This window comes from Sphingopyxis sp. Geo48 (assembly GCF_949769155.1).
GTDB lineage: Bacteria > Pseudomonadota > Alphaproteobacteria > Sphingomonadales > Sphingomonadaceae > Sphingopyxis.
Window position 1 is genome coordinate 1 of sequence record NZ_CATKPA010000007.1, and the last position, 22886, is coordinate 22886.

General features: G+C 67.0%; 22 protein-coding genes and 1 pseudogene. 7 read left to right on the forward strand and 16 right to left on the reverse strand.

Annotation, left to right across the window (positions count from 1 at the left end):
• Positions 1 to 107: 107 nt before the first annotated feature.
• From QOL79_RS17405 to QOL79_RS17435, 7 genes are all read right to left on the reverse strand, one after another.
• Entirely contained in the window at positions 108 to 716 is a 609-nt protein-coding gene (locus QOL79_RS17405) for a hypothetical protein (RefSeq protein WP_283420271.1), read from the reverse strand.
• 49 nt (positions 717 to 765) lie between these two features.
• Positions 766 to 1542 (reverse strand): arginine deiminase family protein, encoded by a 777-nt coding sequence (locus QOL79_RS17410; protein WP_283420272.1) that lies wholly within the window; start codon positions 1540 to 1542, stop codon positions 766 to 768.
• Positions 1543 to 1618: 76 nt separating this feature from the next.
• Positions 1619 to 2644: an aspartate-semialdehyde dehydrogenase gene (locus QOL79_RS17415; protein ID WP_283420273.1), complete on the reverse strand. Its 1026-nt coding sequence runs from the start codon at positions 2642 to 2644 to the stop codon at positions 1619 to 1621.
• A gap of 46 nt (positions 2645 to 2690) precedes the next feature.
• Positions 2691 to 3284: a DUF1287 domain-containing protein gene (locus QOL79_RS17420; RefSeq protein ID WP_283420274.1), complete on the reverse strand. Its 594-nt coding sequence runs from the start codon at positions 3282 to 3284 to the stop codon at positions 2691 to 2693.
• 113 nt (positions 3285 to 3397) lie between these two features.
• Positions 3398 to 3775 (reverse strand): 50S ribosomal protein L19, encoded by a 378-nt coding sequence (gene rplS / locus QOL79_RS17425; protein ID WP_058455038.1) that lies wholly within the window; start codon positions 3773 to 3775, stop codon positions 3398 to 3400.
• A 5-nt stretch (positions 3776 to 3780) separates the two neighbouring features.
• Entirely contained in the window at positions 3781 to 4518 is a 738-nt protein-coding gene (gene trmD, locus QOL79_RS17430; protein ID WP_283420275.1) for a tRNA (guanosine(37)-N1)-methyltransferase TrmD, read from the reverse strand.
• Positions 4515 to 5432, reverse strand: a complete 918-nt coding sequence (locus tag QOL79_RS17435; protein WP_283420276.1) for a LysR substrate-binding domain-containing protein — start codon at positions 5430 to 5432, stop codon at positions 4515 to 4517. The genes trmD and QOL79_RS17435 overlap by 4 nt, the downstream gene beginning before the upstream one ends.
• Positions 5433 to 5532: 100 nt before the next feature.
• Between QOL79_RS17435 and QOL79_RS17440 the strand changes: the two genes are divergently transcribed.
• Entirely contained in the window at positions 5533 to 5754 is a 222-nt protein-coding gene (locus QOL79_RS17440) for a hypothetical protein (RefSeq protein WP_283420277.1), read from the forward strand.
• Between the two features lie 55 nt (positions 5755 to 5809).
• Here the strand turns inward: QOL79_RS17440 and QOL79_RS17445 are convergent, their stop codons facing one another.
• The 4 genes and pseudogenes from QOL79_RS17445 to ffh all read right to left on the reverse strand — a co-directional run bounded on the left by QOL79_RS17445 (position 5810) and on the right by ffh (position 10188).
• Positions 5810 to 7324: a serine hydrolase domain-containing protein gene (locus tag QOL79_RS17445; protein WP_283420278.1), complete on the reverse strand. Its 1515-nt coding sequence runs from the start codon at positions 7322 to 7324 to the stop codon at positions 5810 to 5812.
• 160 nt (positions 7325 to 7484) lie between these two features.
• Positions 7485 to 7994 carry a ribosome maturation factor RimM gene (gene rimM / locus QOL79_RS17450; RefSeq protein WP_058455034.1) on the reverse strand — a complete coding sequence of 170 codons (510 nt, stop codon included), beginning with the start codon at positions 7992 to 7994 and terminating at the stop codon, positions 7485 to 7487.
• Between the two features lie 222 nt (positions 7995 to 8216).
• Positions 8217 to 8687, reverse strand: a pseudogene (gene rpsP / locus QOL79_RS17455) (30S ribosomal protein S16); the annotation flags it as partial.
• Between the two features lie 40 nt (positions 8688 to 8727).
• On the reverse strand, positions 8728 to 10188 hold the full coding sequence (ffh, locus tag QOL79_RS17460) for a signal recognition particle protein (RefSeq protein ID WP_058455032.1): 1461 nt from the start codon (positions 10186 to 10188) through the stop codon (positions 8728 to 8730).
• Positions 10189 to 10434: 246 nt separating this feature from the next.
• Between ffh and QOL79_RS17465 the strand changes: the two genes are divergently transcribed.
• From QOL79_RS17465 to QOL79_RS17490, 6 genes are all read left to right on the forward strand, one after another.
• Positions 10435 to 12066, forward strand: a complete 1632-nt coding sequence (locus QOL79_RS17465) for a putative bifunctional diguanylate cyclase/phosphodiesterase (protein ID WP_058455031.1) — start codon at positions 10435 to 10437, stop codon at positions 12064 to 12066.
• 50 nt (positions 12067 to 12116) lie between these two features.
• Positions 12117 to 12923: a diaminopimelate epimerase gene (dapF, locus tag QOL79_RS17470; protein WP_283420279.1), complete on the forward strand. Its 807-nt coding sequence runs from the start codon at positions 12117 to 12119 to the stop codon at positions 12921 to 12923.
• On the forward strand, positions 12920 to 14200 hold the full coding sequence (locus QOL79_RS17475) for a MiaB/RimO family radical SAM methylthiotransferase (RefSeq protein ID WP_283420280.1): 1281 nt from the start codon (positions 12920 to 12922) through the stop codon (positions 14198 to 14200). The genes dapF and QOL79_RS17475 overlap by 4 nt, the downstream gene beginning before the upstream one ends.
• Positions 14197 to 15123: a signal recognition particle-docking protein FtsY gene (gene ftsY / locus QOL79_RS17480; RefSeq protein ID WP_283420281.1), complete on the forward strand. Its 927-nt coding sequence runs from the start codon at positions 14197 to 14199 to the stop codon at positions 15121 to 15123. The genes QOL79_RS17475 and ftsY overlap by 4 nt, the downstream gene beginning before the upstream one ends.
• A complete protein-coding gene (locus QOL79_RS17485) occupies positions 15120 to 15788 on the forward strand; it encodes an inner membrane-spanning protein YciB (protein ID WP_283420282.1) in 669 nt (222 codons plus the stop codon). Before ftsY ends, QOL79_RS17485 begins: the two co-directional genes overlap by 4 nt.
• A 78-nt stretch (positions 15789 to 15866) precedes the next feature.
• Positions 15867 to 16445: a urate hydroxylase PuuD gene (locus QOL79_RS17490; RefSeq protein ID WP_283420283.1), complete on the forward strand. Its 579-nt coding sequence runs from the start codon at positions 15867 to 15869 to the stop codon at positions 16443 to 16445.
• A gap of 197 nt (positions 16446 to 16642) precedes the next feature.
• Here the strand turns inward: QOL79_RS17490 and QOL79_RS17495 are convergent, their stop codons facing one another.
• The 5 genes from QOL79_RS17495 to QOL79_RS17515 all read right to left on the reverse strand — a co-directional run bounded on the left by QOL79_RS17495 (position 16643) and on the right by QOL79_RS17515 (position 22574).
• The gene (locus QOL79_RS17495; RefSeq protein WP_283420284.1) at positions 16643 to 17197 is read right to left on the reverse strand and encodes a gamma carbonic anhydrase family protein; all 555 of its coding nucleotides are present in this window, start codon (positions 17195 to 17197) and stop codon (positions 16643 to 16645) included.
• The gene (locus QOL79_RS17500) at positions 17194 to 19467 is read right to left on the reverse strand and encodes a spermidine synthase (protein WP_283420285.1); all 2274 of its coding nucleotides are present in this window, start codon (positions 19465 to 19467) and stop codon (positions 17194 to 17196) included. The genes QOL79_RS17495 and QOL79_RS17500 overlap by 4 nt, the downstream gene beginning before the upstream one ends.
• The gene (locus tag QOL79_RS17505; RefSeq protein ID WP_058455023.1) at positions 19464 to 20006 is read right to left on the reverse strand and encodes a GNAT family N-acetyltransferase; all 543 of its coding nucleotides are present in this window, start codon (positions 20004 to 20006) and stop codon (positions 19464 to 19466) included. Before QOL79_RS17505 ends, QOL79_RS17500 begins: the two co-directional genes overlap by 4 nt.
• Positions 20003 to 21001: a porphobilinogen synthase gene (gene hemB / locus QOL79_RS17510; RefSeq protein WP_283420286.1), complete on the reverse strand. Its 999-nt coding sequence runs from the start codon at positions 20999 to 21001 to the stop codon at positions 20003 to 20005. The genes QOL79_RS17505 and hemB overlap by 4 nt, the downstream gene beginning before the upstream one ends.
• Positions 21002 to 21062: 61 nt before the next feature.
• Positions 21063 to 22574 carry a peptidoglycan DD-metalloendopeptidase family protein gene (locus tag QOL79_RS17515; RefSeq protein WP_283420287.1) on the reverse strand — a complete coding sequence of 504 codons (1512 nt, stop codon included), beginning with the start codon at positions 22572 to 22574 and terminating at the stop codon, positions 21063 to 21065.
• Positions 22575 to 22886: the final 312 nt, after the last annotated feature.

Consider the following 22886-nt stretch of genomic DNA (forward strand, 5'->3'; position numbering starts at 1 on the left):
CGGTGGAGGGGCCGCAACGGCGGCGGTATTGCCCCTCCGTCAGCGCTTCGCGCTGCCACCTCCCCATGGCTGCGCCACAGGGAGGAGCGAAGGGCACATAACGGTCGTCAGCGGAAGAAGCAGTTCACGCCCGCGAACAGCGCGTCGACCTTGGCCGCGTCGCCGGGTTCGGCGAACATGCCGCCGACGACCGTGTCACCGGTGCCGATGCTGAACTCCTCGCCGAGCGTGCTGTCCTCGATATCGGTGATCGTGACCGATTGCTTCGCCTTGGCGCGCGTCGTCCCGATGCCGATCCCGCTCGCCGTCGAATAATCCTTCGCGCCCTTTTCGTTGCCGAGGAACCAGCCGACGAACTTACCGTCCTGGAAATTGAGCGTCATCGCGTCGAAGCGCGTGAACGCCATCGGCCCGGCGCCGCATTCATTGTTGTCGCTGCGATCGTCGGCCTTGCCCGCGACGTTCGCGAGCGAATTCTCTGCCTGCTCGCGCGGAACGCCGAAAGCCAGGAGGCTCGCCTTGCCGCTGGCCTTGTCGATGAAGCGCAGCCCCTCGGCGTCGAGCGCGACTGCGGTCGTGGCGGCAGCGGGACCGTCGGCCTTCGCCTCGGGCACCCGCGGCGCCGAGGGCACGGCCGTCTCGTCGGTAGGGGGCTTGTCGGCAGGCTTGCACGCCGCGAGCAATCCCAGCATCACCAAGCCCGTCCATGCCCGCATCACCGCCTCCTGTTTCGCGTCCCGATCCTTATGCCACCGCCGCCCGCGATTACCAGCGCAGCGACATGCAGCTCAGCCCCGCATCGAGGCGCGCGACATGGTCGGTCGCCATGGTGCGATACGGCACCCCCCGCGCGGCGAGCATCGCCTGCGTCGCCGTCCAGCGCTCGCCGATCAGCACCGTGTCGCGAACGCGCAGGATGTTCGCGGCGCCCTCTTCGCCAGGCGGGGTGGCCACGACCTCCAACCCGGCGAATTCGGGGCAGTCGCGCATCGCGGGGACCGTAAGCACGGTCCGCTCGTCGATCAGGCTGCAGCCGGTCTTGAAATGCAGGACGCTTTGGGGGGTTTCTGCAACCTCGGCGCGGTAGCCGAGCTCAGCGAGCAGCCCCGCCAGTTCCTCGGCGCCGGCGCGGTCGGTCCGGTCGGAGAGGCCGATGATCACCCGATCGGCGAGCCGCAGCACGTCGCCGCCCTCGACATGCCCGACGGTCATTTCGAGCAGGACCGGATGCCGCACCGCCATCGCTTCGCGGATATGCGCCACCTCGCCCGCGCGGGCTTCCGCTCCGGGGCGGAGCAGGATCGCGCCTTCGGGGAAGGTCAGCGCGACATCCTCGGTGAACAGCGCGTCGGGAAAGTCGTCGAGCGGCGGGAGGACGTCGACCATCAGGCCGAGATCACGGAGCGCCGCGACATAGGCGCCATGCTCGGCGACGAGCATGGCGAAATCGGGGTCGGGACCACCACCGGCGCGGATGCCGTTCACGGCAGACGGCGCCGGGGCGCGGCAGAGCGCGTGGGTGAAGGCGAAGGGGCTGGTCATGCGAGGGGCATAGCCCGAACGCCGTGCCACCGCCACGACCATCCTCCCTGTGGCGCAGCCATGGGGAGGATCGGCCTCAGCCCTTTTTCAGGTGCCGGCGGCCTAGCAGTTCGGCGATCTGGACCGCGTTCAGCGCCGCACCCTTGCGGAGATTGTCGCTGACGCACCAGAGATTGAGGCCATTGTCGACGGTGCTGTCGTCGCGCACGCGGCTGACGAAGGTCGCATAGTCGCCGACGCACTCGACGGGGGTGATGTATCCGCCATCCTCGCGCTTATCGACGAGCATCACGCCCGGCGCTTCGCGGAGGATGCGCTGCGCGTCCTCGGCCGACAGTTCATTCTCCATCTCGATGTTGATCGCCTCGGAGTGGCCGACGAAGACGGGAACGCGGACGCAGGTCGCGGTGACCTTGATCTTCGGGTCGAGGATCTTCTTGGTTTCGGCGACCATCTTCCACTCTTCCTTGGTCGACCCGTCGTCGAGGAACTTGTCGATATGCGGGATGACGTTGAAGGCGATCTGCTTGGTGAATTTCTGCACGTCCTTTTCGTCGCCGACGAAGATCTGGCGCGTCTGGTTCCAAAGCTCGTCCATGCCCGACTTGCCCGCGCCCGACACCGACTGATAGGTCGCAACGACGACGCGCTTGATCTTCGCGGCATCGTGCAGCGGCTTCAGCGCGACGACCATCTGCGCGGTCGAGCAATTGGGGTTCGCGATGATGTTGCGCTTCACATAGCCGTCGATCGCGTCGGGGTTCACCTCGGGCACGATCAGCGGCACGTCGGGGTCCATGCGATAGAGCGACGAGTTGTCGATCACGACGCAGCCCGCCGCGGCGGCCTTGGGCGCGTGGATCGCGGTCGCGTCGCTGCCGATCGCGAAGATCGCCATGTCCCAGCCGGTCCACTCGAAATTCTCGATATTCTGGCATTTGACGGTCTTGCCGGTATCGCCGATCTCGATCTCGTCGCCCTGGCTGCGCGACGATGCGACCGCGGCCAGTTCGGCAATCGGGAATTCACGCTCGGCCAGGATGGCGAGCACTTCGCGCCCGACATTGCCCGTCGCGCCGGCGACAACGATACGATAACCCATTTACTCACTCCTCAGCGTAGAACTCGGTTGAAAACATTGGGTAGGCTTAAACTTTCCAGCGGAAGTGGCCGGTCAGCGGATGCGCGAACAGCGCATCCTCCTCGCGGGCACCGCCACCGATATTGTGGATCACCAGCGGCGTGCCGGTGGTATTCTTCCTGTCCGACACGATCCCGGTATGCGGCAGGCGCCCGCCGACCATTTGCGTGAAGATGTCGCCCGGACGCCAATCGGCCGCAGCATCGGTGACCGGCACCGCCGCCTTCTGCCGCCGCCAGAAGGTTACAAGGTTGGGAACGCGGCGATGATCGATATTGCGGTCGGGGCGTCCGAGACCCCAATTCTTCGGATAGGCCCCGAAATTGGCGCGCATGTCGGCGTTTACAAGGGCCTGCAGGTCTAGGGCGAGCGCATCGCGAAAGGCGCGGATCACCACATCGGTGCAAACACCCTTCACCCGCTCGACATCGCCGTTCGGGAAGGCGAGCACCGTATAGGCGGGATCATAGCGCAGGGTGACACCGATCTGCCTGCGCGCCGCCGCGACGAGCCGCTGCGCATCGGTTGCAGCCGTCACATTTCCCGAAAAGCCGAGCGCGAGCGCCGCGCCGAGGAAGGCGCGCCGTGTCGGTTGGAACAAGGGGGACGGCTGCAGCAAATTCGTTTCGCCCAAATGAAAACGACCGGCTCTGCCTGTTGGCGGAACCGGTCGTTTTTGAAAGCTGTTTCGGCTTTGGGTGAGAGAAGCTCTCCTTAGCCTTCGCCGGCTTCCGACCGGTAATCGCGGCGTTCCGCAATACGCGCCGATTTACCAGTGCGACCACGCAGATAGTAAAGCTTCGCGCGGCGCACGGCGCCCTTGCGGACGACGGTAATGCTGTCGATGTTCGGCGAATAGAGCGGGAAGACGCGCTCGACACCTTCGCCGAACGACATTTTGCGCACGGTGAAGTTGGAGCCCATGCCCTTGTTCGAGCGTGCAATGCACACGCCTTCGAAATTCTGGACGCGGGTGCGTTCGCCTTCGACCACCTTCACGCCGACTTTCAGCGTGTCGCCGGGGCGGAATTCGGGGATCGTCTTGCCGGCCTTGGCAATTTCTTCGGCTTCGATCGTCTGGATGAGGTTCATGTCCTCTAGTCCTTATTCTTTCGCCGCGCGCCAGAGGCAGGTCGGTCCCGAGCGTCGACATGACGCTCCCAAAGGTCCGGCCTGCGTAACCGAGTATCCGTCTCCGCCTGACGTTTCCGCCAGGCATCGATCTTCGCATGATCCCCCGATCGCAGCACTTCGGGGATCGTGCGCCCTTCCCATATGGCAGGTCGGGTATAGTGGGGATATTCGAGCAAACCGTTTTCAAACGATTCGTCATCACCACTTGAAGCCGCGCCCATTACGCCGGGAAGCAGCCGAATGCAAGCGTCGAGCAGCAACAGCGCCCCCATCTCGCCGCCCGACAGGATGATGTCGCCCATCGACAATTGTTCGATCGGCCTGGCATCGAAGAGGCGCTCGTCGAATCCCTCGAAGCGGCCGCAGAGGATGATCGCCCCCGGGCCCGCCGCGAGCTGGCGCACGCGCGCCTGCGTGATCGGGGTTCCGCGCGGCGTCATGGCGAGGATCGGGAGGTCCGGATGCGCCGCGCTCGCGTGATCAACCGCCGCCGCCAGCACATCGGCCTTGAGCACCATCCCCGCGCCGCCTCCCGCGGGCGTGTCGTCGACGGTGCGATGCTTGTCGGTGGCGAAGTCGCGGATCTGCACGGGCGCGCACGACCAGATGCCGCTTTCGAGCGCGCGTCCGGCCATGCTGTGCCCCAGCGGGCCGGGGAACATGTCGGGATAAAGCGTCAGGGGAACGGCGGCGAAACTCATGGCAGCGGCTCCCATAGCGGCTCGGGGATCATCTGGCGATCCATCTCCAGCTCCTCGTGCAGCCATTCGCGGAAGCGTTCGATCTTGCGCACCCCCACCCGATTGTCGCGGTGGACGAGATAATTGCCGGTGCCGGGCTCGTAAATGGTCTCGAACGGCCGCACGAGCCGCCCCGTCTCGAGCTCGGTCCGCCAGTAGAGCGGGGTCATCAGCGCGATACCGAAGCCGCCCTGCACCGCGATCGATTCCTGAAGCTGGCTGTCCAGTTCGATCCCCTGCCGCGGCGGCGGCGGGGTGCCGATGCCCGCGGCCGCGAACCAGCCCGCCCACCAGGGATCGTTGGGCGCCAAACGTTCGGCGCGCAGCAGGTCGGCGGGCGTCGCGATATGGTTCGCACCAAGAAACACAGGCGAACAGATCGGGGTCACATGGCTGCGGAACAGAAAGTCGGTGCGCAGCCCCGGCCAGTGACCGTTGCCGGTGCGCAGCGCGACGTCGACACTGGTCGCGTCAAAATCGACGAGGTCGTTCGACATCAGCAACCGGACGGCAAGGTCGGGGTAGCGAAGCTGGAAGCGGCCGATCCGCGCGCTAAGCCAGGTGCCGCCGAGCGTGATCGCGGCGCTGATCGTCAGCACCTCCGCATCGTCGCTGCTGATCGCGGCGAAGGCGTCACCCATCGCGGCGAAAGCTCCGCTTATTGTCGGCAGCAGCCGCTGCCCGGTTTCGGAAAGGCGCACCCGTCCCTTCTCCCGCACGAACAGCGCACGGCCGAGCCGCTGCTCCAATTGGCGGATCTGATAGCTTATCGCGGCCTGCGTCATCCCGAGTTCCTCACCGGCGCGCGAGAAATTCTGCAGGCGTGCGGCCGCCTCGAAGGCACGAACGGCGGCAAGGGGCGGAAGTTTCGACATCGGCGATATATAAGCTCCACTTATGATATCCAGCAAAGCTTTTGTTGGCTTTGCCGTCTCGTCAGGCGCATTTGAAGGGGGCCAAGACAGGAGACAGGCCATGATGGAAGAGCATTTCATGCGCGGCTGGGTACACGGCCACGAACGGATGAGCGCCGATCTCGATCGCGCGATCAAATGGCTCGGCGCCAGGTTCCGCGCATTCGTGGACCTTGTCACCCCGATCCATGCGCCGGGCGAAGATTCCTATTTCGACTGCGCCGTCCCGGCGCGCCGCCTCGCGAAGCGGGCGGTGCCGGCGCGCGTCACGAAACGCCGCTGAGCGGCGCAGGCCTGCCGCCCCACCCCCCTTGCAACGGGGCGGCAGGCCGCAAATATCAGGGCGCGTCCCTGACGACACGAAAGCGCAGCGCCTGGACCGTCGCCGGCCGGGTCGGCGCCAGCAGCAACTGTCCGTCGAGCTTGCCCTTCGTGCACTTGAGGCGAAACGCCGTCGACATTGCGCCCGTCGGCGCCAACGGCTCGTCCGCAGGGCATTCGCCGACCTCCGCCTTCAATCGCGCGAATTCGGCCGTCCAATTCTCCGCCGAGCGGTCCATCAGGAAATTCATCGCCAACCTGCCCCGAAGAGGGCCCAGGTTCCCCGCCGCATAAGCCGCCTTCGACAAAGCATAGAGGTCCGCAACCGCCGGCGACACCGCCACGGCGCGAACCTCGAGCAACCCCGCCTTGTGCATCGCGACGGCCGTGTCCCACGCGGGCGCCGACGGCCCAGCATAGGTGCGGTTCGAGAGCGCGAAGACGCCGACGCCATGGTCGGGCATCAGCATCACATGGCTGCCATATCCCGGATAGCCCCCGCCATGCGCGAGGGTGAGGCCGAGGTCGCAGTCCTGCGCGACGCGCCAGCCCATGCCGTAAGCCGCGGCCTGCTTGCACGCGGCCGCGCCGGTCGACCCGATGCGGTTTGTGACCGCGACGAAATTGAGCCCCTGTGCAATCTCGCGCACCGTCGACCGCTTGACCGGCCCGCGATCGGGATCGTCGCGCGCGGGCCATGCCGAGAGCAGGAAGGCGACCCATTTCGCATAATCCCGCGCGCTGACCTGCAGCCCGCCCATGGCGTTGAACGCACCGTCGGCCATCTCGGGCTCGGCGGTCCAGCGCTCATTCTCCCAGCGATAGCCGAGCACATAGCGCGCTTTCGGGGCCTGCGGCGCGTCATAACCGCTGCTCGTCATGCCGAGCGGGGTCAGGATCGTCTGCCGGACATAGTCGGTGTACGCCATGCCCGACGCCTTCGACACGATCCGGCCGAGCAAGGCGTAGCCGAAGTTCGAATATTCATGTTGGCTCTGCGGTACGCGGCTGAACGGCACACCCGCCGCGATCATCTTGGTGAATTCGTCCTGGGGCAGCACCTGCTGGCGGTCGCCCCACGGGTCGTCGGTGACGAAACCGCCGACATGCTGGAGCAGATCGCGGATGCGGATGCGCGGACTGTCCTTGGTCGGATAGGTCCAGCCCTTCATCTCGGGGATATAGTCCTCGGCGAGATCGTCGAGCCGCAGCTTGCCGTCGTCGCGCAGCTTCAGGATCGACAGCGCGGTGAAGGCCTTGGTCATCGAGGCGATACGGAACAGGCTGTCGGGGGTGACGGGCCGCTTGTCGTCGATATTCTGGACGCCGACGCCCTTCACATAGGCGAGCTTGCCGTCCTTCACGACGCCATAGACGAGGCCGGGGACGTGCTGGTCAGCCTGGAATTTCGCGAAGAGCGCATCGATTTCGGGAGCGAGCTGGTCGAGGGTCTTGGGCCCGCCTTCCTGCCCCGTGGCGGGAACCGCGCCCGCAAATATGAGAGCAAAAGCGAAGCCTGTTTCCCAGCGCATAGTCCCTCCCTGGCAAATCCCGGTCAGGCTAACAGCGGGTGAGACCGTCGACAATCATACTCCTTCGTCGCCCCGGACTTGATCCGGGGTCCATTGCCGCCAGCGCCGGAAAATGGATCCCGGAACAGGTCCGGGGTGACGAGCAATAAGGGAGCGCCCGTTACTCGACGAACGCCGCGTCGACGGTCACGCCGTCGTCGGTCCATGCCGGAACCGCCTGCGCGTTCATCGGCACCATGAACCGGACGGGCTTCTTGCCGGGCTCGGCCGGTTTCTCGATTTCGAGGATGTCGCCGGCACCGAAATTCTCGACCGCAGCGACATGGCCGATGGCGCTGCCATCGGTCGAGACGCACGGTAGGCCGACCAGATCGTGATGATAATATTCGCCCGGCCCGAGCGGCGGCAGCGCCGAGCGCGGCACGGTCAGCACCGTGCCGCGCAAGGCTTCGGCCGCGCTGCGGTCGCGCACTTCGGCAAAGATCGCGACCGCACCCTGGTTCGCGGGACGCACCGACTTGAGCGTCAGTTTCCGCCCGCCCGCGTCGAAAACGGAAAAGGCGCGGAGAGCCTCTGCGCCTTCGCCAAATAGCTTGAGTCGCACCTCGCCCCGCACCCCATGCGCGCCGGCGATGGCGGCGAGGGTGACGGGGCGGTTTGCGTCGGCCAAGGCTTAGCCTTCGGCCTTTTCTTCGCCGGCTTCTTCAGCGGGCGCTTCTTCGGCAGCCGGAGCTTCTTCGGCCGCAGCTTCTTCGGCCACCGGGCCGCCTTCGGCGACTTCCTCGGCAATCGCGGTCGCGTCGTCGGCGGTAGCGTCGGCCGGGACTTCTTCGGCGACGGCGTCGGCCACCGCTTCGGCGGTTTCTTCGCTCTTCACCGAACCGGTCGCATCCGATTCAGCGGCTTCGGGAGCAGCGGCTTCTTCGGCAACAACTTCGTCGGCAGCGACTTCTTCAGCGGCCGGCGCTTCGACTTCGGGTTCCGGCGCCGGAGCGGCGGCGGCAGCGGCTGCAGCTTCTTCGGCCTCAGCGATCTTCGCGGCCTTCTCTTCGGCGCGTTCCTTGGCCTTTTCGCCGGGTTCGGCCTTCTTCGGGTTGTTACGAGCGGCGCGTTCCTTGACGCCGGCGGCGTCGAGGAAGCGGGCAACGCGGTCGGTCGGCTGCGCACCGACGCTCAGCCAATGCGCGGCGCGCTCGGCGTCGAGCTTCACGCGCTCCGGATTGTCCTTGGCGAGCAGCGGGTTGTAGCTGCCGAGACGCTCGATGAAGCGGCCGTCGCGCGGGCTGCGCGAATCGGCGACGACGATCTTGTAATAGGGGCGCTTTTTCGAACCGCCGCGCGAAAGGCGAATGGAGGTAGCCATGATATTTTCCTTTACGTTCAAATAGTAGAGTTGGTCGAAATCATTTCTTCTTGTTGATCAGATTGGCGAGGTCGGGCGGGATCGCCCCGCCGCCGAGCCCGGGCAGCCCGCCGAGGCCACCGCCGCCGCCCATGCCGCCGCCACCCATGCCGGGGATGCCGCCGCCCTTGCCGAACAGCGCGCCGAGCCCTTTCAGGCCGCCCATCTTGCGGATCTTCTTCATTGCGGTGGACATTTCCTGATGCATCTTCAGCACCCGGTTCACCTGCTGCACCGTCGTCCCCGACCCGTTCGCGATGCGGATCTTGCGCTTCGCGGTGATGATCTCCGGCTTCGCACGTTCCTTGGGGGTCATCGAGCTCATGATCGCATCGAAGTGAATCAGCATCTTGTCGTTGGCGCCGCTCTCCGCCATCGCCGCCTGCGCCTTCTTGAGGCCGGGGATCATGCCGGCGAGCGCGCCGAGGCCGCCCATGCGGCGCATCTGGTTCAATTGTGTGCGAAGATCGTCGAGGTCGAACTGACCCTTCGCCATCTTCTTCGCCATCGCCTCGGCCTCTTCGGCCTGGATCGTCTCGGCGGCGCGTTCGACAAGGCTGACGACGTCGCCCATGCCGAGGATGCGGCCCGCGATACGCGAGGGCTGGAAGAGTTCGAGCCCGTCGAGCTTTTCGCCCGTGCCCGCGAACTTGATCGGCTTGCCGGTGACCGCGCGCATCGACAGCGCGGCACCGCCGCGCGCATCGCCGTCCATACGGGTGAGCACGACGCCGGTCAGCGGCACCTGATCGGTGAAGCGCTGCGCGACCTGTACCGCGTCCTGACCGGTCAGGCTGTCGACGACGAGTAGCGTCTCGGTCGGGTTCGCCGTGCGCGACACCGCCTGCATCTCGTCCATCAACTGCTGGTCGACGTGGAGGCGGCCCGCGGTGTCGAGCATCAGGACATCATAGCCCTGCAGCTTCGCCGCCTGCAGCGCGCGCCGGGCGATCTCGACCGGCTGCTGGCCGGCGACGATCGGGAGCGTCGCGACGTCGATCTGGCTGCCGAGGACGGCGAGCTGTTCCTGCGCGGCGGGGCGGTTGACGTCGAGCGACGCCATCAACACCTTCTTGCGCTCCTTGTCCTTCAACCGCTTGGCGATCTTCGCGGTCGTCGTCGTCTTGCCCGAGCCCTGAAGGCCGACCATCATGATGACGGCGGGCGGGGTGACGGCGATTTCGAGCTCGGCGGTTTCGGAGCCGAGCATTTCGGTCAGCGCGTCGCTGACGATCTTGACCACCTGCTGCCCCGGGGTCACCGAGCGGAGGACATTCTGGCCGATCGCGAGGTCTGTGACCTGATCGACGAAGCTGCGCACGACGGGCAGCGCGACGTCGGCTTCGAGCAGGGCGATTCGCACTTCGCGCATCGCCGCGCGCACGTCGGCCTCGGTCAGCGCGCCGCGACCGCGGAGCTTTCCGAAAACATCGCCAAGCCGATTGCTCAGACTGTCGAACATGCGCCTAAAAAACCCTTTCTGACGACCGCAACGCAAAACACGCCGGTGAGCGAAACCTCGCCAACCAGCGGTATCCGTGGACAGTGTTTTCCGTCGCGGATGTCATATCTGCCCGTCCGCAAGATGCGTCCGAACGGGGCGCCATTACGCAAAACGGCGGCAAAAGGCAAGCACGGCGTCGGTTCGCACTTAACGCAAATTTCACCGCTCGCCGCCACTATGGCTGCGATGGGTGGGAATAGTTACATGACAGCAGAACCGAAAGCGCGCGACCGCAGCGAGGACGCGCGGCGCGACATGTTCGCCGGGGGGATCGTCGTGGCCGCGATCCTGCTGTTCGTCGGCACCGGCGGCAGCGTGATGCAGTCGATCGTGCAGACGATCATCGGCCTCGGTGGGGGGCCCGACAAGGTGCTTGCCGCCGCGATGATCCTGAATATCGCGCTGATCCTCTTCGGCTGGCGCCGCTACGAGGACCTGAACCGCGAGATCCGCGAACGCACCGAGGCGGAACAGCGCGCGCGCTACCTCGCCGACACCGATCCGCTCACCGGCTTCCTCAACCGCCGTGCCCTGCTCGCGCAGGGGCAGCGGATGATCGCGGAAGCGACTGGCGAGCGTCGCTACGTCGCGCTGTTCCTGCTCGACCTCGACCATTTCAAGACCGTCAACGACATCCACGGCCACGCCGCCGGCGACCGCGTGCTGCAGGTTGCCGCAGAGCGCATCAACGAAATCCTGCCCCCGACCGCTACCAAGGCGCGGCTCGGCGGCGACGAGTTCGTCGCGATGCTCCCCTTCGAGCCCGTCGCGCGCGCCGAGATCGACGCACTGGCCGCGGCGCTGGTCACCGCGCTGGAAGATTCGGTCGCGCACGATTCGCAGCAGATCCGGATCGGCGCGTCGCTTGGCATCGCGCTCGCGACCGACGCCAGCATCACGATGGAAACGATGGTCCGCCAGGCCGACATCGCCATGTATCACTGCAAGGACGAGGGGCGGAACCGCCACTGCTGGTTCCAGGCGGGCATGGAAATGGCGGTGCAGATCCGCAACCAGATCGAAACCGGCATTCGCGACGGCATGCCGCGCGGCGAATTCATCCCCTATTTCGAACCGCAGGTCGACATCGCCAGCGGCCGCCTGCTCGGCTTCGAGATGCTGATGCGCTGGGAATCGCCCGAATATGGCCTGATCCCGCCCGAACGCTTCATCCCGGTCGCCGAGGAAAGCGGATTGATCGGCGAATTGTCGCTGCGCGTCGTCCGCGACGCGATGGAGATCGCCAAGAGCTGGGATCCGTCGATCGTGCTTGCGGTCAACATTTCACCGCAGCAGCTGAAAGACCCCTGGTTCAGCCAGAAGCTTACCAAGCTGCTCGTCGAGACGGGCTTCCCAGCGAACCAGCTCGAGGTCGAGATCACCGAAAGCTCGCTGTTCGAAAACCTCCCGCTCGTCCGCTCGATCGTCACCAGCCTCAAGAATCAGGGCGTCTCGCTCAGCCTCGACGATTTCGGCACCGGCTACAGCTCGCTCTCGCATCTCCGTGCATTGCCGTTCGACCGGATCAAGATCGACCGCAGCTTCATCGCGGCGATGCGCGGCAGCCCCGACGCGCAGGCGATCGTCGTCGCGATCGTCCGCCTCGGCGAAAGCCTCGCGATGCCGATCACCGCCGAGGGTGTCGAAGACGAAGCGACCGCGATCGAACTCACCCGGCTCGGCTGTTCGAAGGGCCAGGGCTGGTACTATGGCCGCGCGGCATCCGCCGCGGACACGGCGCGCCTGCTCGCCGACCGCGGCCTGCTGCGCGAGAGCGCCCGGCCGCTGCCTCCCCCGCCTGCCGGCGACGAGGAACCGCTCCGCAAGACGGCGTGACGCACCCAGGTCGCTAGACTTCCCGCCCCCGCGCCCTTACATGCGCGGCTATGGCTGACCGCTTCACCAAGATGCATGGGCTGGGCAACGACTTCGTGGTCATCGACGCGCGCGAGCGTCCCATCGAGATGACCCCGGCGCGCGCCCATGCGATCGCCGACCGCAGCTTCGGCATCGGGTGCGACCAGCTTATCCTGCTCGAACCCTCGACAAGCGCCGATGTGAAGATGCGCATCTTCAATGCCGACGGCAGCGAGGTCGAGGCGTGCGGCAATGCGACGCGCTGTGTCGCCACGCTGCTCGGCGAACCATCGGTGATCGAGACGCTGGGCGGGATGCTGCGCGTCACCCCAGCCGACGGCGGTGCCGAGGTGGTGCTGGGCGAACCGGTGTTCGACTGGGAGCATATCCCGCTCGCGATGCCGATGGACACGCGCGACATGCCCGTCGCCTGGGACGAGCTCGAACATGGCGCCGCGGTCAATGTCGGCAATCCGCACATCATTTTCTTCGTGCCCGAGGCCGATGCGATCGCGCTCGACGAACTCGGCCCGCGGATCGAGACCGATCCGCTGTTCCCCGAGCGCGTCAACGTCAATGTCGCGAGCCTCGACGGCGAGAACCAGCTCCAGCTCCGCGTCTGGGAGCGCGGCGTGGGCCTGACGCAGGCGTGCGGCACCGGGGCGTGCGCGACCGCAGTTGCGGCGATCCGCGCCGGGCTCGTCAAATCGCCCGTCACCGTGTCGCTGCCCGGCGGCGACCTGATCATCCGCTGGGCGCCCGGCGAGCCGATCGTGATGAGCGGCGCCGCGACGCGCGTCTATGACGGCGAGACCGACTGGACGCGCTTCGGATGACGATTGCGCTCGCCGACCGCGTCGAGGTCGTCAATTTCGGTTGCCGGCTCAACATCGCCGAGGGCGAGGCGGTACGCGCCGCGGCCAAGGCGGCGGGCGCGCGCGACACGATCGTCTTCAACAGCTGCGCCGTCACCGACGAAGCGGTGCGGCAGGCGCGGCAGGCGGTGCGGCGCGCGCTGCGCGACCGGCCGGGGGCCGAGGTCGTGGTGACGGGATGCGCGGCGGAGCTGGAGCGCGATGCGTTTGCCGCGATGGGCGCGCGGGTGGTGAGCAACGATGCGAAGGGGCTGACCGAGAGTTATCAATCCACCGTGTCCCCGCGAAGGCGGGCATCCATCTCCGGTGGGCTCCAATTCGAACCGGCAGGTGATGGGCCCCTGCCTTCGCAGGGGCACGGTGCACCCTACACCCCCGCCCTCTCAGGGTCCGATCACGCGCGCGCCTTCCTTGGCGTGCAGACGGGGTGCTCGCACAGTTGCACCTTCTGCGCGACCGTGCTCGCGCGCGGCACCGCCCGCTCGGCAACAACCGAAGCGGTGCTCGACGCCGCCCGCACGGCGATCGATCGCGGCCAGCGCGAGATCATCCTCACCGGGGTCGATCTTGCAAGCTATGGCGACGACAGCGGCACCAGCCTCGCGGCGCTGGTCGAAGCGTTGCTGATGCTGCCCGTCGAACGCCTGCGCCTCTCGTCGCTCGACCCGAACCGCATCGACGATGCGCTGTTCGCGCTACTGACCGGGGAGGTGCGCGTGATGCCGCACGTCCATCTGTCGCTGCAGGCGGGCGACGACATGGTGCTGACCCGCATGAAGCGCCGCCACCGCCGCGCCGACGCGGTGCGCCTGACCGAACGGCTGAGGGCCGCCCGCCCCGACATCGCGATCGGCGCCGACCTGATCGCCGGATTCCCCACTGAGGATGACACCATGTTCGCCCATTCGATGGCCCTGATCGACGATTGCGACATCGTCTTCGGCCACATCTTTCCGTACAGCCCGCGCGCCGGCACCCCCGCCGCGCGGATGCCGCAGGTCGGCCGCAGCATCGCCCGCGAGCGTGCGGCCAAGCTCCGCGAAGCCAACGCGCGCCGCCGCGCCGCCTGGCTCGACGCACAGGTCGGACGCACCGCGTCGATGCTCGTCGAGCGCGACGGGCTGACCGGCCATGCCGAAAATTTCGCAGCGCTGACGCTGGCGACGCCCGCCGAACCCGGCAGCATCCTGCCGGTTCGCCTGACCGCGCGCGAGGGCGACAGGATGCTCGCGGCATGAGCGGCCTCAGCTGGAGCGAACGCCTTCTCGGCGGCCTCAAGCGCACGTCGGAGCGGCTCGGCGAGAATCTGTCGGGGCTCACCGGCAAGTCGCGACTCGACGACGACGATCTCGACCGGATCGAGGATGCGCTGATCACCGCAGACCTCGGCCCGAACATGGCCGCGCGCATCCGTGACCGCCTGTCCGAACGCCGCGACGTCGCCGCGAACGGCACCGACGAGTTGCGCAAGGTGGTAGCGGAAGAGATCGCCGCCGTGCTGCGCCCCGTCGCCGAACCGCTCGAAATCGACGCCTTCCCGCGCCCGCAGGTCATATTGGTGATCGGTGTCAACGGATCGGGCAAGACCACCACCATCGCCAAGCTCGCGCACCTGTTCCAGGAACAGGATTATGGCGTCATGCTCGTCGCTGGCGACACCTTCCGCGCCGCCGCGATCGGCCAGCTCAAAGTCTGGGCCGAACGGCTCGGCGTGCCGATCATGGCCGGGCCCGAAGGCGGCGACAGCGCGGGGATCGTGTTCGACGCGGTGAAGCAGGCGACCGCGACCGGCATCGACGTGCTGATCGTCGACACCGCCGGGCGGCTCCAGAACAAGCGCGAACTGATGGACGAGCTGGCCAAGATCAAGCGCGTCCTCGGCCGTCTGAACCCCGCCGCGCCGCACGACGTCGTGCTCGTCCTCGACGCGACGACCGGGCAGAATGCGTTGTCGCAGATCGACGTGTTCCGCGAGGTCGCGGGGGTCACCGGGCTCGTGATGACCAAGCTCGACGGCACCGCGCGCGGCGGCGTTCTTGTCGCTGCGGCAGAACGCCACGGCCTCCCCATCCACGCGATCGGCATCGGCGAGACGATCGACGATCTTCGCCCCTTCGACGCCGACGAGATCGCGGGCATCATTGCCGGAAACATCAGATGAGCGACCAACTCCCGACTGGCCCCGAGCCGATCCCCGCGCCGCCGCCCGCCAAGCATGGCTGGCTCAACTTCGCGATCGATTTCGGGCCGCTGCTCGTCTTCTTCCTGACCTATAAATTCTCCTCCGGCGGCACCGGCGCGTTCGCCGCGACCACCGGCGCGATCAAGGGCACCGTCGCCTTCATGGCGGCGATCATCGTCGCGATGATCGTCTCGAAGTGGAAGCTCGGGCGCATTTCCCCGATGCTGTGGATGTCGAGCATCCTCGTCCTAGGCTTCGGCGCGCTGACCATCTGGTTCCACGACGAGCGCTTCATCGTGATGAAGCCGACGATCATCTACGCCGCCTTCGCGGTGCTGCTGCTCGGCGGCTGGCTCCTCAAGAAGCCGATGCTCAAATATCTGCTGCAATCGGCGCTCGAGGGGGTGACCGAACGGGGCTGGCTGCTGCTGTCGCGCAACTGGGGCCTGTTCTTCGCCGCGCTCGGCGTCGCCAACCATGTGATGTACGAACTCATCCAGGCGAAGCAGATGAGCTTCGACCTCTGGCTGACGATCAAGGTCTGGGGCGTCACCGCCCTCTCCTTTCTCTTCACGCTGACGCAGGTGCCGGTGATGCTGAAGCACGGCCTTGCGGTTACCGAGGGCGCCGACAAGCAAGCTTGAGCCCGCCGCCACTCGCTGGCATATCCCCCTTCACGCTTCCGGGTCGCGCGGAGGCGAAACAGATGGAGGGGGACTATCATGGACAAATTTTTCGGTAATCTGCACGCCGTACTCGGCGCAGGCCTCGTACTTGCGATCATCCTGATGCTCGGTCTCAACGGCCAGAATTTCGAGGACGGGATCGCCGCGGGCAACGCGATCCTGCGCTGGCTGCACACCTTCTTCGGCATATTGTGGATCGGGCTGCTCTATTATTTCAACTTCGTGCAGATCCCGACGATGCCCAAGATCCCGGCCGAACTGAAACCCGCGGTGGGCAAGCATATCGCCCCGGCGGCGCTTTTCTGGTTCCGTTGGGCAGCACTGATCACGGTGCTGTTGGGACTCGCCATCGCTTTCCACGCCAAATATGCAATCCCGGCGCTGAGCTTCCAGGATCCGTACAAGCTGATCGGCGTGGGCATGTGGCTGGGCCTGATCATGGCGTTCAACGTCTGGTTCGTGATCTGGCCGAACCAGAAGAAGGCGCTCGGCATCGTCGAGGCGGACGATGCGACCAAGGCGGCCTCGGCCAAGACCGCGATGATCTTTTCGCGGACCAACACTTTGCTGTCGATCCCGATGCTCTATGCGATGGTGAACGCCAACTTGGGCTGATTTGAAAATCCTCCCTGTCGCGCAGCGATGGGGAGGTGGCAGCCCCCTTCGACTGCCTGCCTGCGGCAGTCGCTCAGGATAAACTGCGCCTTCGGCGCAGGGCTGACGGAGGGGCGATGGCGTACCGTCGCGGCCCCTCCACCATCCGCTTCGCGGACGGTCCCCCTCCCCATAGCTTCGCCACGGGGAGGATTTACTTACCCTTCCACCGCCACCTTGTGCATGCGGCCGTTGTGCACATAGTGCGCGACGCCCATCTGCATCCCTGCGGCCTGTGCATCGTCGATATCGCGCACACGCCGCGCGGGCGATCCGGCCCAGAGCTCGCGGCCGGGAATCTCCTTGTGCTCGGTGAGCAACGCGCCCGCCGCAAGCATCGCGTCGCTGCCGATCACGCAGCCGTTCATCACCGTCGCCTTGAGCCCGACGAAGGCGCGATCCGCCAATGTGCAGCCATGCACCATCGCCAGATGGCCGATCAGCACATCCTCGCCGATGATCGTGGGGTACCCATCGGGGCGGTGCGGCATCGGGCCGTCGCAGTGGACGACGCTGCCGTCCTGGATATTCGAGCGCGCACCGACGACAATCCGGCTGACATCGGCGCGCAGCACGCAATTGTACCAGATGCTGACGTCGGGGCCGATCGTCACGTCGCCGATGATCCGGCATCCCGGCGCGATGAAGGCGCTGGGGTCGATCTGCGGCGCCTTGCCGTTCACGGCGATGATGCTGACGTCTTTATAGGTCATTCGCGCCTTCCGATAAGATGGCCCCACAGCAGGACCGGCAGGGTCGAGGCATAATCGTCGGTCCAGCGCTGGAAGCCTGCCCGCCGTTCGAGCGGCACCCACACGCCGTCGGCCTCGGCCTTTTCGCGCGGCTTCAGCCCGCCCGTCAACTGCTGCAACCGCGCAGATGTTGCGGTCAGCGCGACCCAGTTCGATCCGGTCAAGGCGCCGATGTCATCGCGACCACTGAGTTCGTCGGGCCGCGTGTCCATACGGATCGCCGCGGACCAGCCGCGCGCCCGCGCCTCGGTCGACAGCACCGGCTCGAGCTCAAAGAAGCGGTTCGAGATGTGGATCAGCAGCACCCCGCCCGGCTTCAGCGCGCGCGCATAGATGCCGATCGCCTCGGCGGTCAGCAGGTGCAGCGGGATCGCATCGGAAGAAAAGGCGTCGATCACCAATATGTCGAACTGCGCCGGCGGCAGCTTCGCGATCTGGAGCCGCGCGTCGCCGATCACGATCGGCACGTCGGGGGCGCATTCGCTGATGAAGGTGAATTTGGACGGGTCGCGCGCGATCTTCGCCATCGCCGGGTCGATCTCGAAGATCGTCCAGCGCTGGCCGGGCTTGCGATAGCAGGACAGCGTCCCGGCACCGAGGCCGACGAGGCCGACCGATGCCGTCGGGCCCGCCAGTTCCTCCGCCCGGTCGAGCGTCAGGCCGACCCCCGACTGGTGGCCGTAATAGGTCGTCGGTTCGAGCTGGTGGGGGGCGTCGGTACGCTGCAGCCCGTGGAGCGTCGTGCCGTGCGCCAACCGGCGCTGATGTTCGGCGGGATAATCGGTGACGGTGTAGACGCCGAAATAGCTGCGCACGCGATTGCCGGTAAAGCTTTCCTGCAGCGTGCCCCAGCCGCCGACCCCCAGCATCAGCATCGCGAGCGACAGGACGAAGGCCCATCGCCAGCCGATCACGAGCAGCCCGATGACGAAGAGCAGGATCCCCCACATCGCAACCTCGCCCTCGATCCGGCCGAGCCACAAATGTACCATCTTCCAGCAGGCGAAGGCGGCGACCCCCATAAGCGCGGCGACGATCGTCCGCGCGGTCGCGGGAGACAGCTTCGCCCATTTGTCCCAAGGGAACAAGGCCGGCAGCGGCAGCAGCATGGCGGCGGCGAGGACGAGCAACGGATGCTCATAGACCCAGTCGAACAGCAGCGGCGCGAACAGCGCCGCGAACAAGCCGCCAAGCACGCCGCCCGCCGACATGACGAGATAGAAGAGCGTCAGGTGCTGCGTTGCGGGGCGCAGATGATAGAGATAGCCGTGCAGCGCGACCGCGACGATGAACTGCATCGCGAGCGCCGCGAGCGCGACGAGCATCGTACCCCCGCTGGTGCTGAGCAACGCCAACCCGCCGACCGACAGCAGGACCGCGGGCGCGATCGTCGTGAAAACCTGCGTCAGGCGCTCAGCGGTCGAGAAGGCGATGACGAAGCTCAACAGGTAGAGACCGAGCGGCAGCACCCAGAGCAGCGGCATCGCGACGATGTCGGTGGTGAGATGCGTCGTCGTCGACAGCATCAGCCCCGACGGCACCGCCGCGAGCAGCAGCCAGTGGATCTGGCGGCGCAGCGTCGGGCGCGATTCGCCAGCAGCGACGCTTTCGGTCTCGTGGACCGCCTCGCCGCGCCAGCGCGCCGCGCCGCTTGCCGCGACGAGCAGCACCAGCACGCCATAGCCCGCAGTCCACAGCCAGCTCTGCGTCGCCAGCGGCATAGAGGGCTCGACCAGCGCCGGATAGCTGATCAGCCCCGCAAAGCTGCCGAGGTTCGACGCCGCATAGAGATAATAGGGATCGCCCGCGCGCGCGTCGGCGGCGAACCAGCGCTGCATCAGCGGCGCCTGCGCCGACACCGCGAAGAAGACGGGACCGATCGAGGCGAGCAGGAGCAGCGGAACCCAAAGCGCCTCCTGCCCCGGCGCGGGCGGCGCAAGGCTCGCAATGCCGATCGGCAGCCACAGCGCCGCGACGAGGAGCAGCGCGACATGGATCGTCGCCTGCCGCCGGACCGCAAAACGGCCGAGCCAGTGCGCATAGGCATAGCCGCCGAGCAGCAGCGCCTGATAGACGAGCATCGCGCTGTTCCACACTGCGGGCGCGCCGCCGAGCTTGGGCAGCACCATGCGCGCGACCATCGGCTGGACCTGAAAGAGCAGGAAACTGCCGACGAGGATCGTCAGCACGAACAGCCAGCGGCGCGGGCTCGATGCTTCGCGGTTCGTCATGCTGCGGCCTTGGTCCTCGCTATCGAATAGGTGACATGCCGGCGCAGCGGATCGCCCTCCGCCAGCTTTGGATGATCGAAATCCAGCCCCGCCCGATAGGCCATGCCGAGCCGCTCCATCACCGCGCGGCTACGCCCATTGCCTTCCCAGGTGATCGCCCAGAGGTCGTCGTCGTCGGGAAGATGCGCCAGCGCCCAGTCCGCCGCGCCGCGCGCCGCCTCGCTCGCATAGCCCGCACCCCAGGCGTCGCGCGCGAGCCGCCAGCCGAGTTCGGCCTTGCCCGCGACCGGGCCTGCGCTGCCCCGTATCACCCCGCACCAGCCGATCAGCCGCGCGTCCTCCTTGCGTTCGAGCGCCCAAAAGGTGTGACCATGCTCCGCCTCGATCGCGCGGACCCGCCCGATCAGCGCCGCCGTCTCGTCCATGTCGAGCGGCGGGCCGAGCGTCGCCATCACATCGGGATCGCTGCAAATCTGCTGGAACGGCGCGATGTCCTCGTCGCGCCACGACCGCATGATCAGTCGCGCGGTCTCGATCATGCGCCGAGCAGCCGCGCGGCGTGCAGGGCGTGATAGGTCAGCACCCCCGACGCGCCCGCGCGGCGGAAGGCAAGCAGGGTTTCGAGCACCAGCGCATCGCGATCACCCGCGCCCGCCGCGGCGGCCGCCTCGATCATCGCATATTCGCCCGACACCTGATAGGCATAGACCGGCACGGCGAAATGCTCCTTCACCGCGCGCACTACGTCGAGATACGGCAGGCCGGGCTTCACCATCACGCTGTCGGCACCCTCGGCGAGATCCTGCTCGACCTCTCGCAGCGCCTCCTCAACGTTCGCCGGGTCCATCTGGTAGGTCTTCTTGTCGCCCTTGAGGAGCCCGCGCGAGCCGACCGCATCGCGGAACGGGCCATAGAAGGCCGAGGCATATTTGGCGGCATAGCTCATGATCTGGACATGACCGAAACCGTCGGTCTCCAGCGCTTCGCGGATCGCGCCGACGCGGCCGTCCATCATGTCCGACGGCGCGATGATGTCGGCGCCCGCGCGCGCCTGATTCAGCGCCTGCCCGACCAGCACCTCGACCGTCTCGTCGTTGAGGACATAGCCGGTGTCGCCGATCAGCCCGTCCTGACCGTGGCTGGTATAGGGGTCGAGCGCGACGTCGGTGAGCACGCCGATGTCGTCGCCCAGCGCCTGCTTGATCGCGGCGGTCGCTCGGCACATCAGATTGTCGGGGTTGAGCGCTTCGGCGCCGTCCTCGCTCCGCAGCGCGGGCTCGGTGTAGGGGAACAGCGCAAGGCACGGGATGCCGGCGGCGGCGGCTTCCTTCGCGCGGTCGACGATCCGGTCGACCGACCAGCGCGACACGCCCGGCAGGCTCGCGATCGGCTCCTCGGCGCCGTCGCCGGGACAGACGAAGAGCGGCCAGATCAGGTTCGACGGCGTCAGGCGATGCTCGCGCACCATCGCCCGGCTCCAGCCGGTGCGGCGCGTGCGGCGGAGACGCAGGTCGGGAAAGGGGGCATGAGTCATGCCGCGTGCATAGCGGCGCCGAGCCCGAGGGCAAATGGATATTGGTGCGCGCGGGGCGCGGTCAGATGCCGCCGCCGACCCGCTTCTCTGCGACGTCGGCGAGCGAACCGAGCTTGGGGCCGTCGGCAGGCTTCGCCACGACCGCCGACATCGCGGCGCCCGGCGCGACCGAGGTGAGCTGGCGGATGCGCGCGCGGAAGTCGGCGAGCGCCTTGCCCTCGAGCTGTGCGCGCGTCACGAACGCGACCGACATCGGATTGACCGGGACGCCGTTGCGATAGACCTCGTAATGGAGGTGCGGACCCGTCGACAGGCCGCTCGACCCGATATAGCCGATCACCTGCCCGCGCGAGACATGCTGGCCCGGACGCACCGCGATACGGCTCATATGGCCATAGCCGGTGCCGAGCCCGCCGCCATGGCTGAGCTTGACATAATTGCCGAAGCCACCCGTGCGGCCGGCGATCGACACGAAGCCGTCGCTGACGGCATAGATGGGGGCGCCATAGCCGCCGCCGAAATCGACACCGCTGTGCATCCGGCGATAGCCGAGGATCGGGTGGCGCCGCATCCCGAAGGTCGAGGTCACGCGCCCGTTGGTCGGGCGGACCATGCCGCCGCGCTGTGCGCCGACGCCCGACGCCTCGAACCATTGCGTGCGGCCGTCGACAGTCCATTCGATCATCGACAGCTTCGCCTTGCCGCCGCGGACGAGACCCGCGTAGAGCAGCTTGCCCGTCTCGCTCTCGCCCGTTTCGGCGCGGCGATGGTCGACGATGATGTCGAACTGGTCGCTCGACCTTATGTCGCTGCCGACCGAAATCTGGCGGCCGATGACGCGGAGGTACGACTGGATCACTTCGGGCGACGCGCCTGCGGCGCGCGCCGAGCGATAGAGGCTGCCGCCGACGGTGCCGCGGATGCGCAGCGGGGTCGCATCGACCGCGATCGGGATGCGGCGCATGACGAGGCGGCCGCCCTCCCGCTCGATCTCGATCCGGAGGTCGAAGCGGGCGCGCATCGCGAGCGCATCGACCGGGCGCGGCATGGTGCGCGCGGCGCGGCGACCGAGGATCAGGTCGACGCGCGTGCCCGGCGCGATGTCGGCAAGCGGAACCGCGCCCGATACCTGCGCGGCGATCGCCTGCGCGTCGCCGCTGCCGACACCCGAGCGTTCGAGCACGCGGGCGAAGCTGTCGCCCGCACCCAGGGTTGCGGTCAATTCGATCTGCGGGCGTTCGGGGGTCTGGGCGAGCGGGCGAACGGCGTCGGTCGCCGCCATGTGGCGGCCGGTGTCGCCGCCGAATGCCAGCGGCACGATCATCTGCGCGCGGGCTTCGTTAAAATCGGCGGCGTCGAGCGCAGGCGCGCGCACCGACAGCGGCTTGACGCCGGGGAAGGTCGAAATGGCCGCGCCGCACAGCAGGGTCAGCGTCGCGAGGCCGCGCCACCAATCCTGCGAACCGATATCGGCGCCGAGATCGGGAACAAGGTCGAGATGCGCCAGCCGGTCGCGCCACGACAGCGGTTCGGGATCGGCGCGCACGGGGCGAAACGGAATCGCCTGTGCCATCGACAGCACGGCCGTATTGCCGGATATACCCGCAATGGGCTCGTGACCCGATATGGGTTCGTGGCGCTGGAACAAAAAATGCAACCCCCGCTCGACGGGCCTCCCTTTGACCCGGCCGCCGAATGATCTTTTCGGCCCGCTTTCTGTAAAGAAAGGTCGTTAAAGTCAATTTAATGGCTGGGTATCGCGGGAGTCCTGCGGTGGGCCGTGGCGGCGGCGCGATGCGGTGTGTCATGCACGGAAAAATGCGCGCTCGCCTGCACCGTCCGACGATCGGCTGTTGCGCGGCGGGCGCGAGCGTGTCAGCGTGGT

Excerpts from the sequence above, each read along its gene's own strand:
- QOL79_RS17405 (WP_283420271.1), bottom strand. The coding sequence starts at position 716 with ATGCGGGCATGGACGGGCTTGGTGATGCTGGGATTGCTCGCGGCGTGC.
- QOL79_RS17410 (WP_283420272.1), bottom strand. The coding sequence starts at position 1,542 with ATGACCAGCCCCTTCGCCTTCACCCACGCGCTCTGCCGCGCCCCGGCG.
- QOL79_RS17415 (WP_283420273.1), bottom strand. The coding sequence starts at position 2,644 with ATGGGTTATCGTATCGTTGTCGCCGGCGCGACGGGCAATGTCGGGCGC.
- rplS (WP_058455038.1), bottom strand. The coding sequence starts at position 3,775 with ATGAACCTCATCCAGACGATCGAAGCCGAAGAAATTGCCAAGGCCGGC.
- trmD (WP_283420275.1), bottom strand. The coding sequence starts at position 4,518 with ATGAGTTTCGCCGCCGTTCCCCTGACGCTTTATCCCGACATGTTCCCC.
- QOL79_RS17435 (WP_283420276.1), bottom strand. The coding sequence starts at position 5,432 with ATGTCGAAACTTCCGCCCCTTGCCGCCGTTCGTGCCTTCGAGGCGGCC.
- QOL79_RS17440 (WP_283420277.1), top strand. The coding sequence starts at position 5,533 with ATGATGGAAGAGCATTTCATGCGCGGCTGGGTACACGGCCACGAACGG.
- QOL79_RS17445 (WP_283420278.1), bottom strand. The coding sequence starts at position 7,324 with ATGCGCTGGGAAACAGGCTTCGCTTTTGCTCTCATATTTGCGGGCGCG.
- ffh (WP_058455032.1), bottom strand. The coding sequence starts at position 10,188 with ATGTTCGACAGTCTGAGCAATCGGCTTGGCGATGTTTTCGGAAAGCTC.
- QOL79_RS17465 (WP_058455031.1), top strand. The coding sequence starts at position 10,435 with ATGACAGCAGAACCGAAAGCGCGCGACCGCAGCGAGGACGCGCGGCGC.
- dapF (WP_283420279.1), top strand. The coding sequence starts at position 12,117 with ATGGCTGACCGCTTCACCAAGATGCATGGGCTGGGCAACGACTTCGTG.
- QOL79_RS17475 (WP_283420280.1), top strand. The coding sequence starts at position 12,920 with ATGACGATTGCGCTCGCCGACCGCGTCGAGGTCGTCAATTTCGGTTGC.
- ftsY (WP_283420281.1), top strand. The coding sequence starts at position 14,197 with ATGAGCGGCCTCAGCTGGAGCGAACGCCTTCTCGGCGGCCTCAAGCGC.
- QOL79_RS17485 (WP_283420282.1), top strand. The coding sequence starts at position 15,120 with ATGAGCGACCAACTCCCGACTGGCCCCGAGCCGATCCCCGCGCCGCCG.
- QOL79_RS17490 (WP_283420283.1), top strand. The coding sequence starts at position 15,867 with ATGGACAAATTTTTCGGTAATCTGCACGCCGTACTCGGCGCAGGCCTC.
- QOL79_RS17495 (WP_283420284.1), bottom strand. The coding sequence starts at position 17,197 with ATGACCTATAAAGACGTCAGCATCATCGCCGTGAACGGCAAGGCGCCG.
- QOL79_RS17500 (WP_283420285.1), bottom strand. The coding sequence starts at position 19,467 with ATGACGAACCGCGAAGCATCGAGCCCGCGCCGCTGGCTGTTCGTGCTG.
- QOL79_RS17505 (WP_058455023.1), bottom strand. The coding sequence starts at position 20,006 with ATGATCGAGACCGCGCGACTGATCATGCGGTCGTGGCGCGACGAGGAC.
- hemB (WP_283420286.1), bottom strand. The coding sequence starts at position 21,001 with ATGACTCATGCCCCCTTTCCCGACCTGCGTCTCCGCCGCACGCGCCGC.
- QOL79_RS17515 (WP_283420287.1), bottom strand. The coding sequence starts at position 22,574 with ATGGCACAGGCGATTCCGTTTCGCCCCGTGCGCGCCGATCCCGAACCG.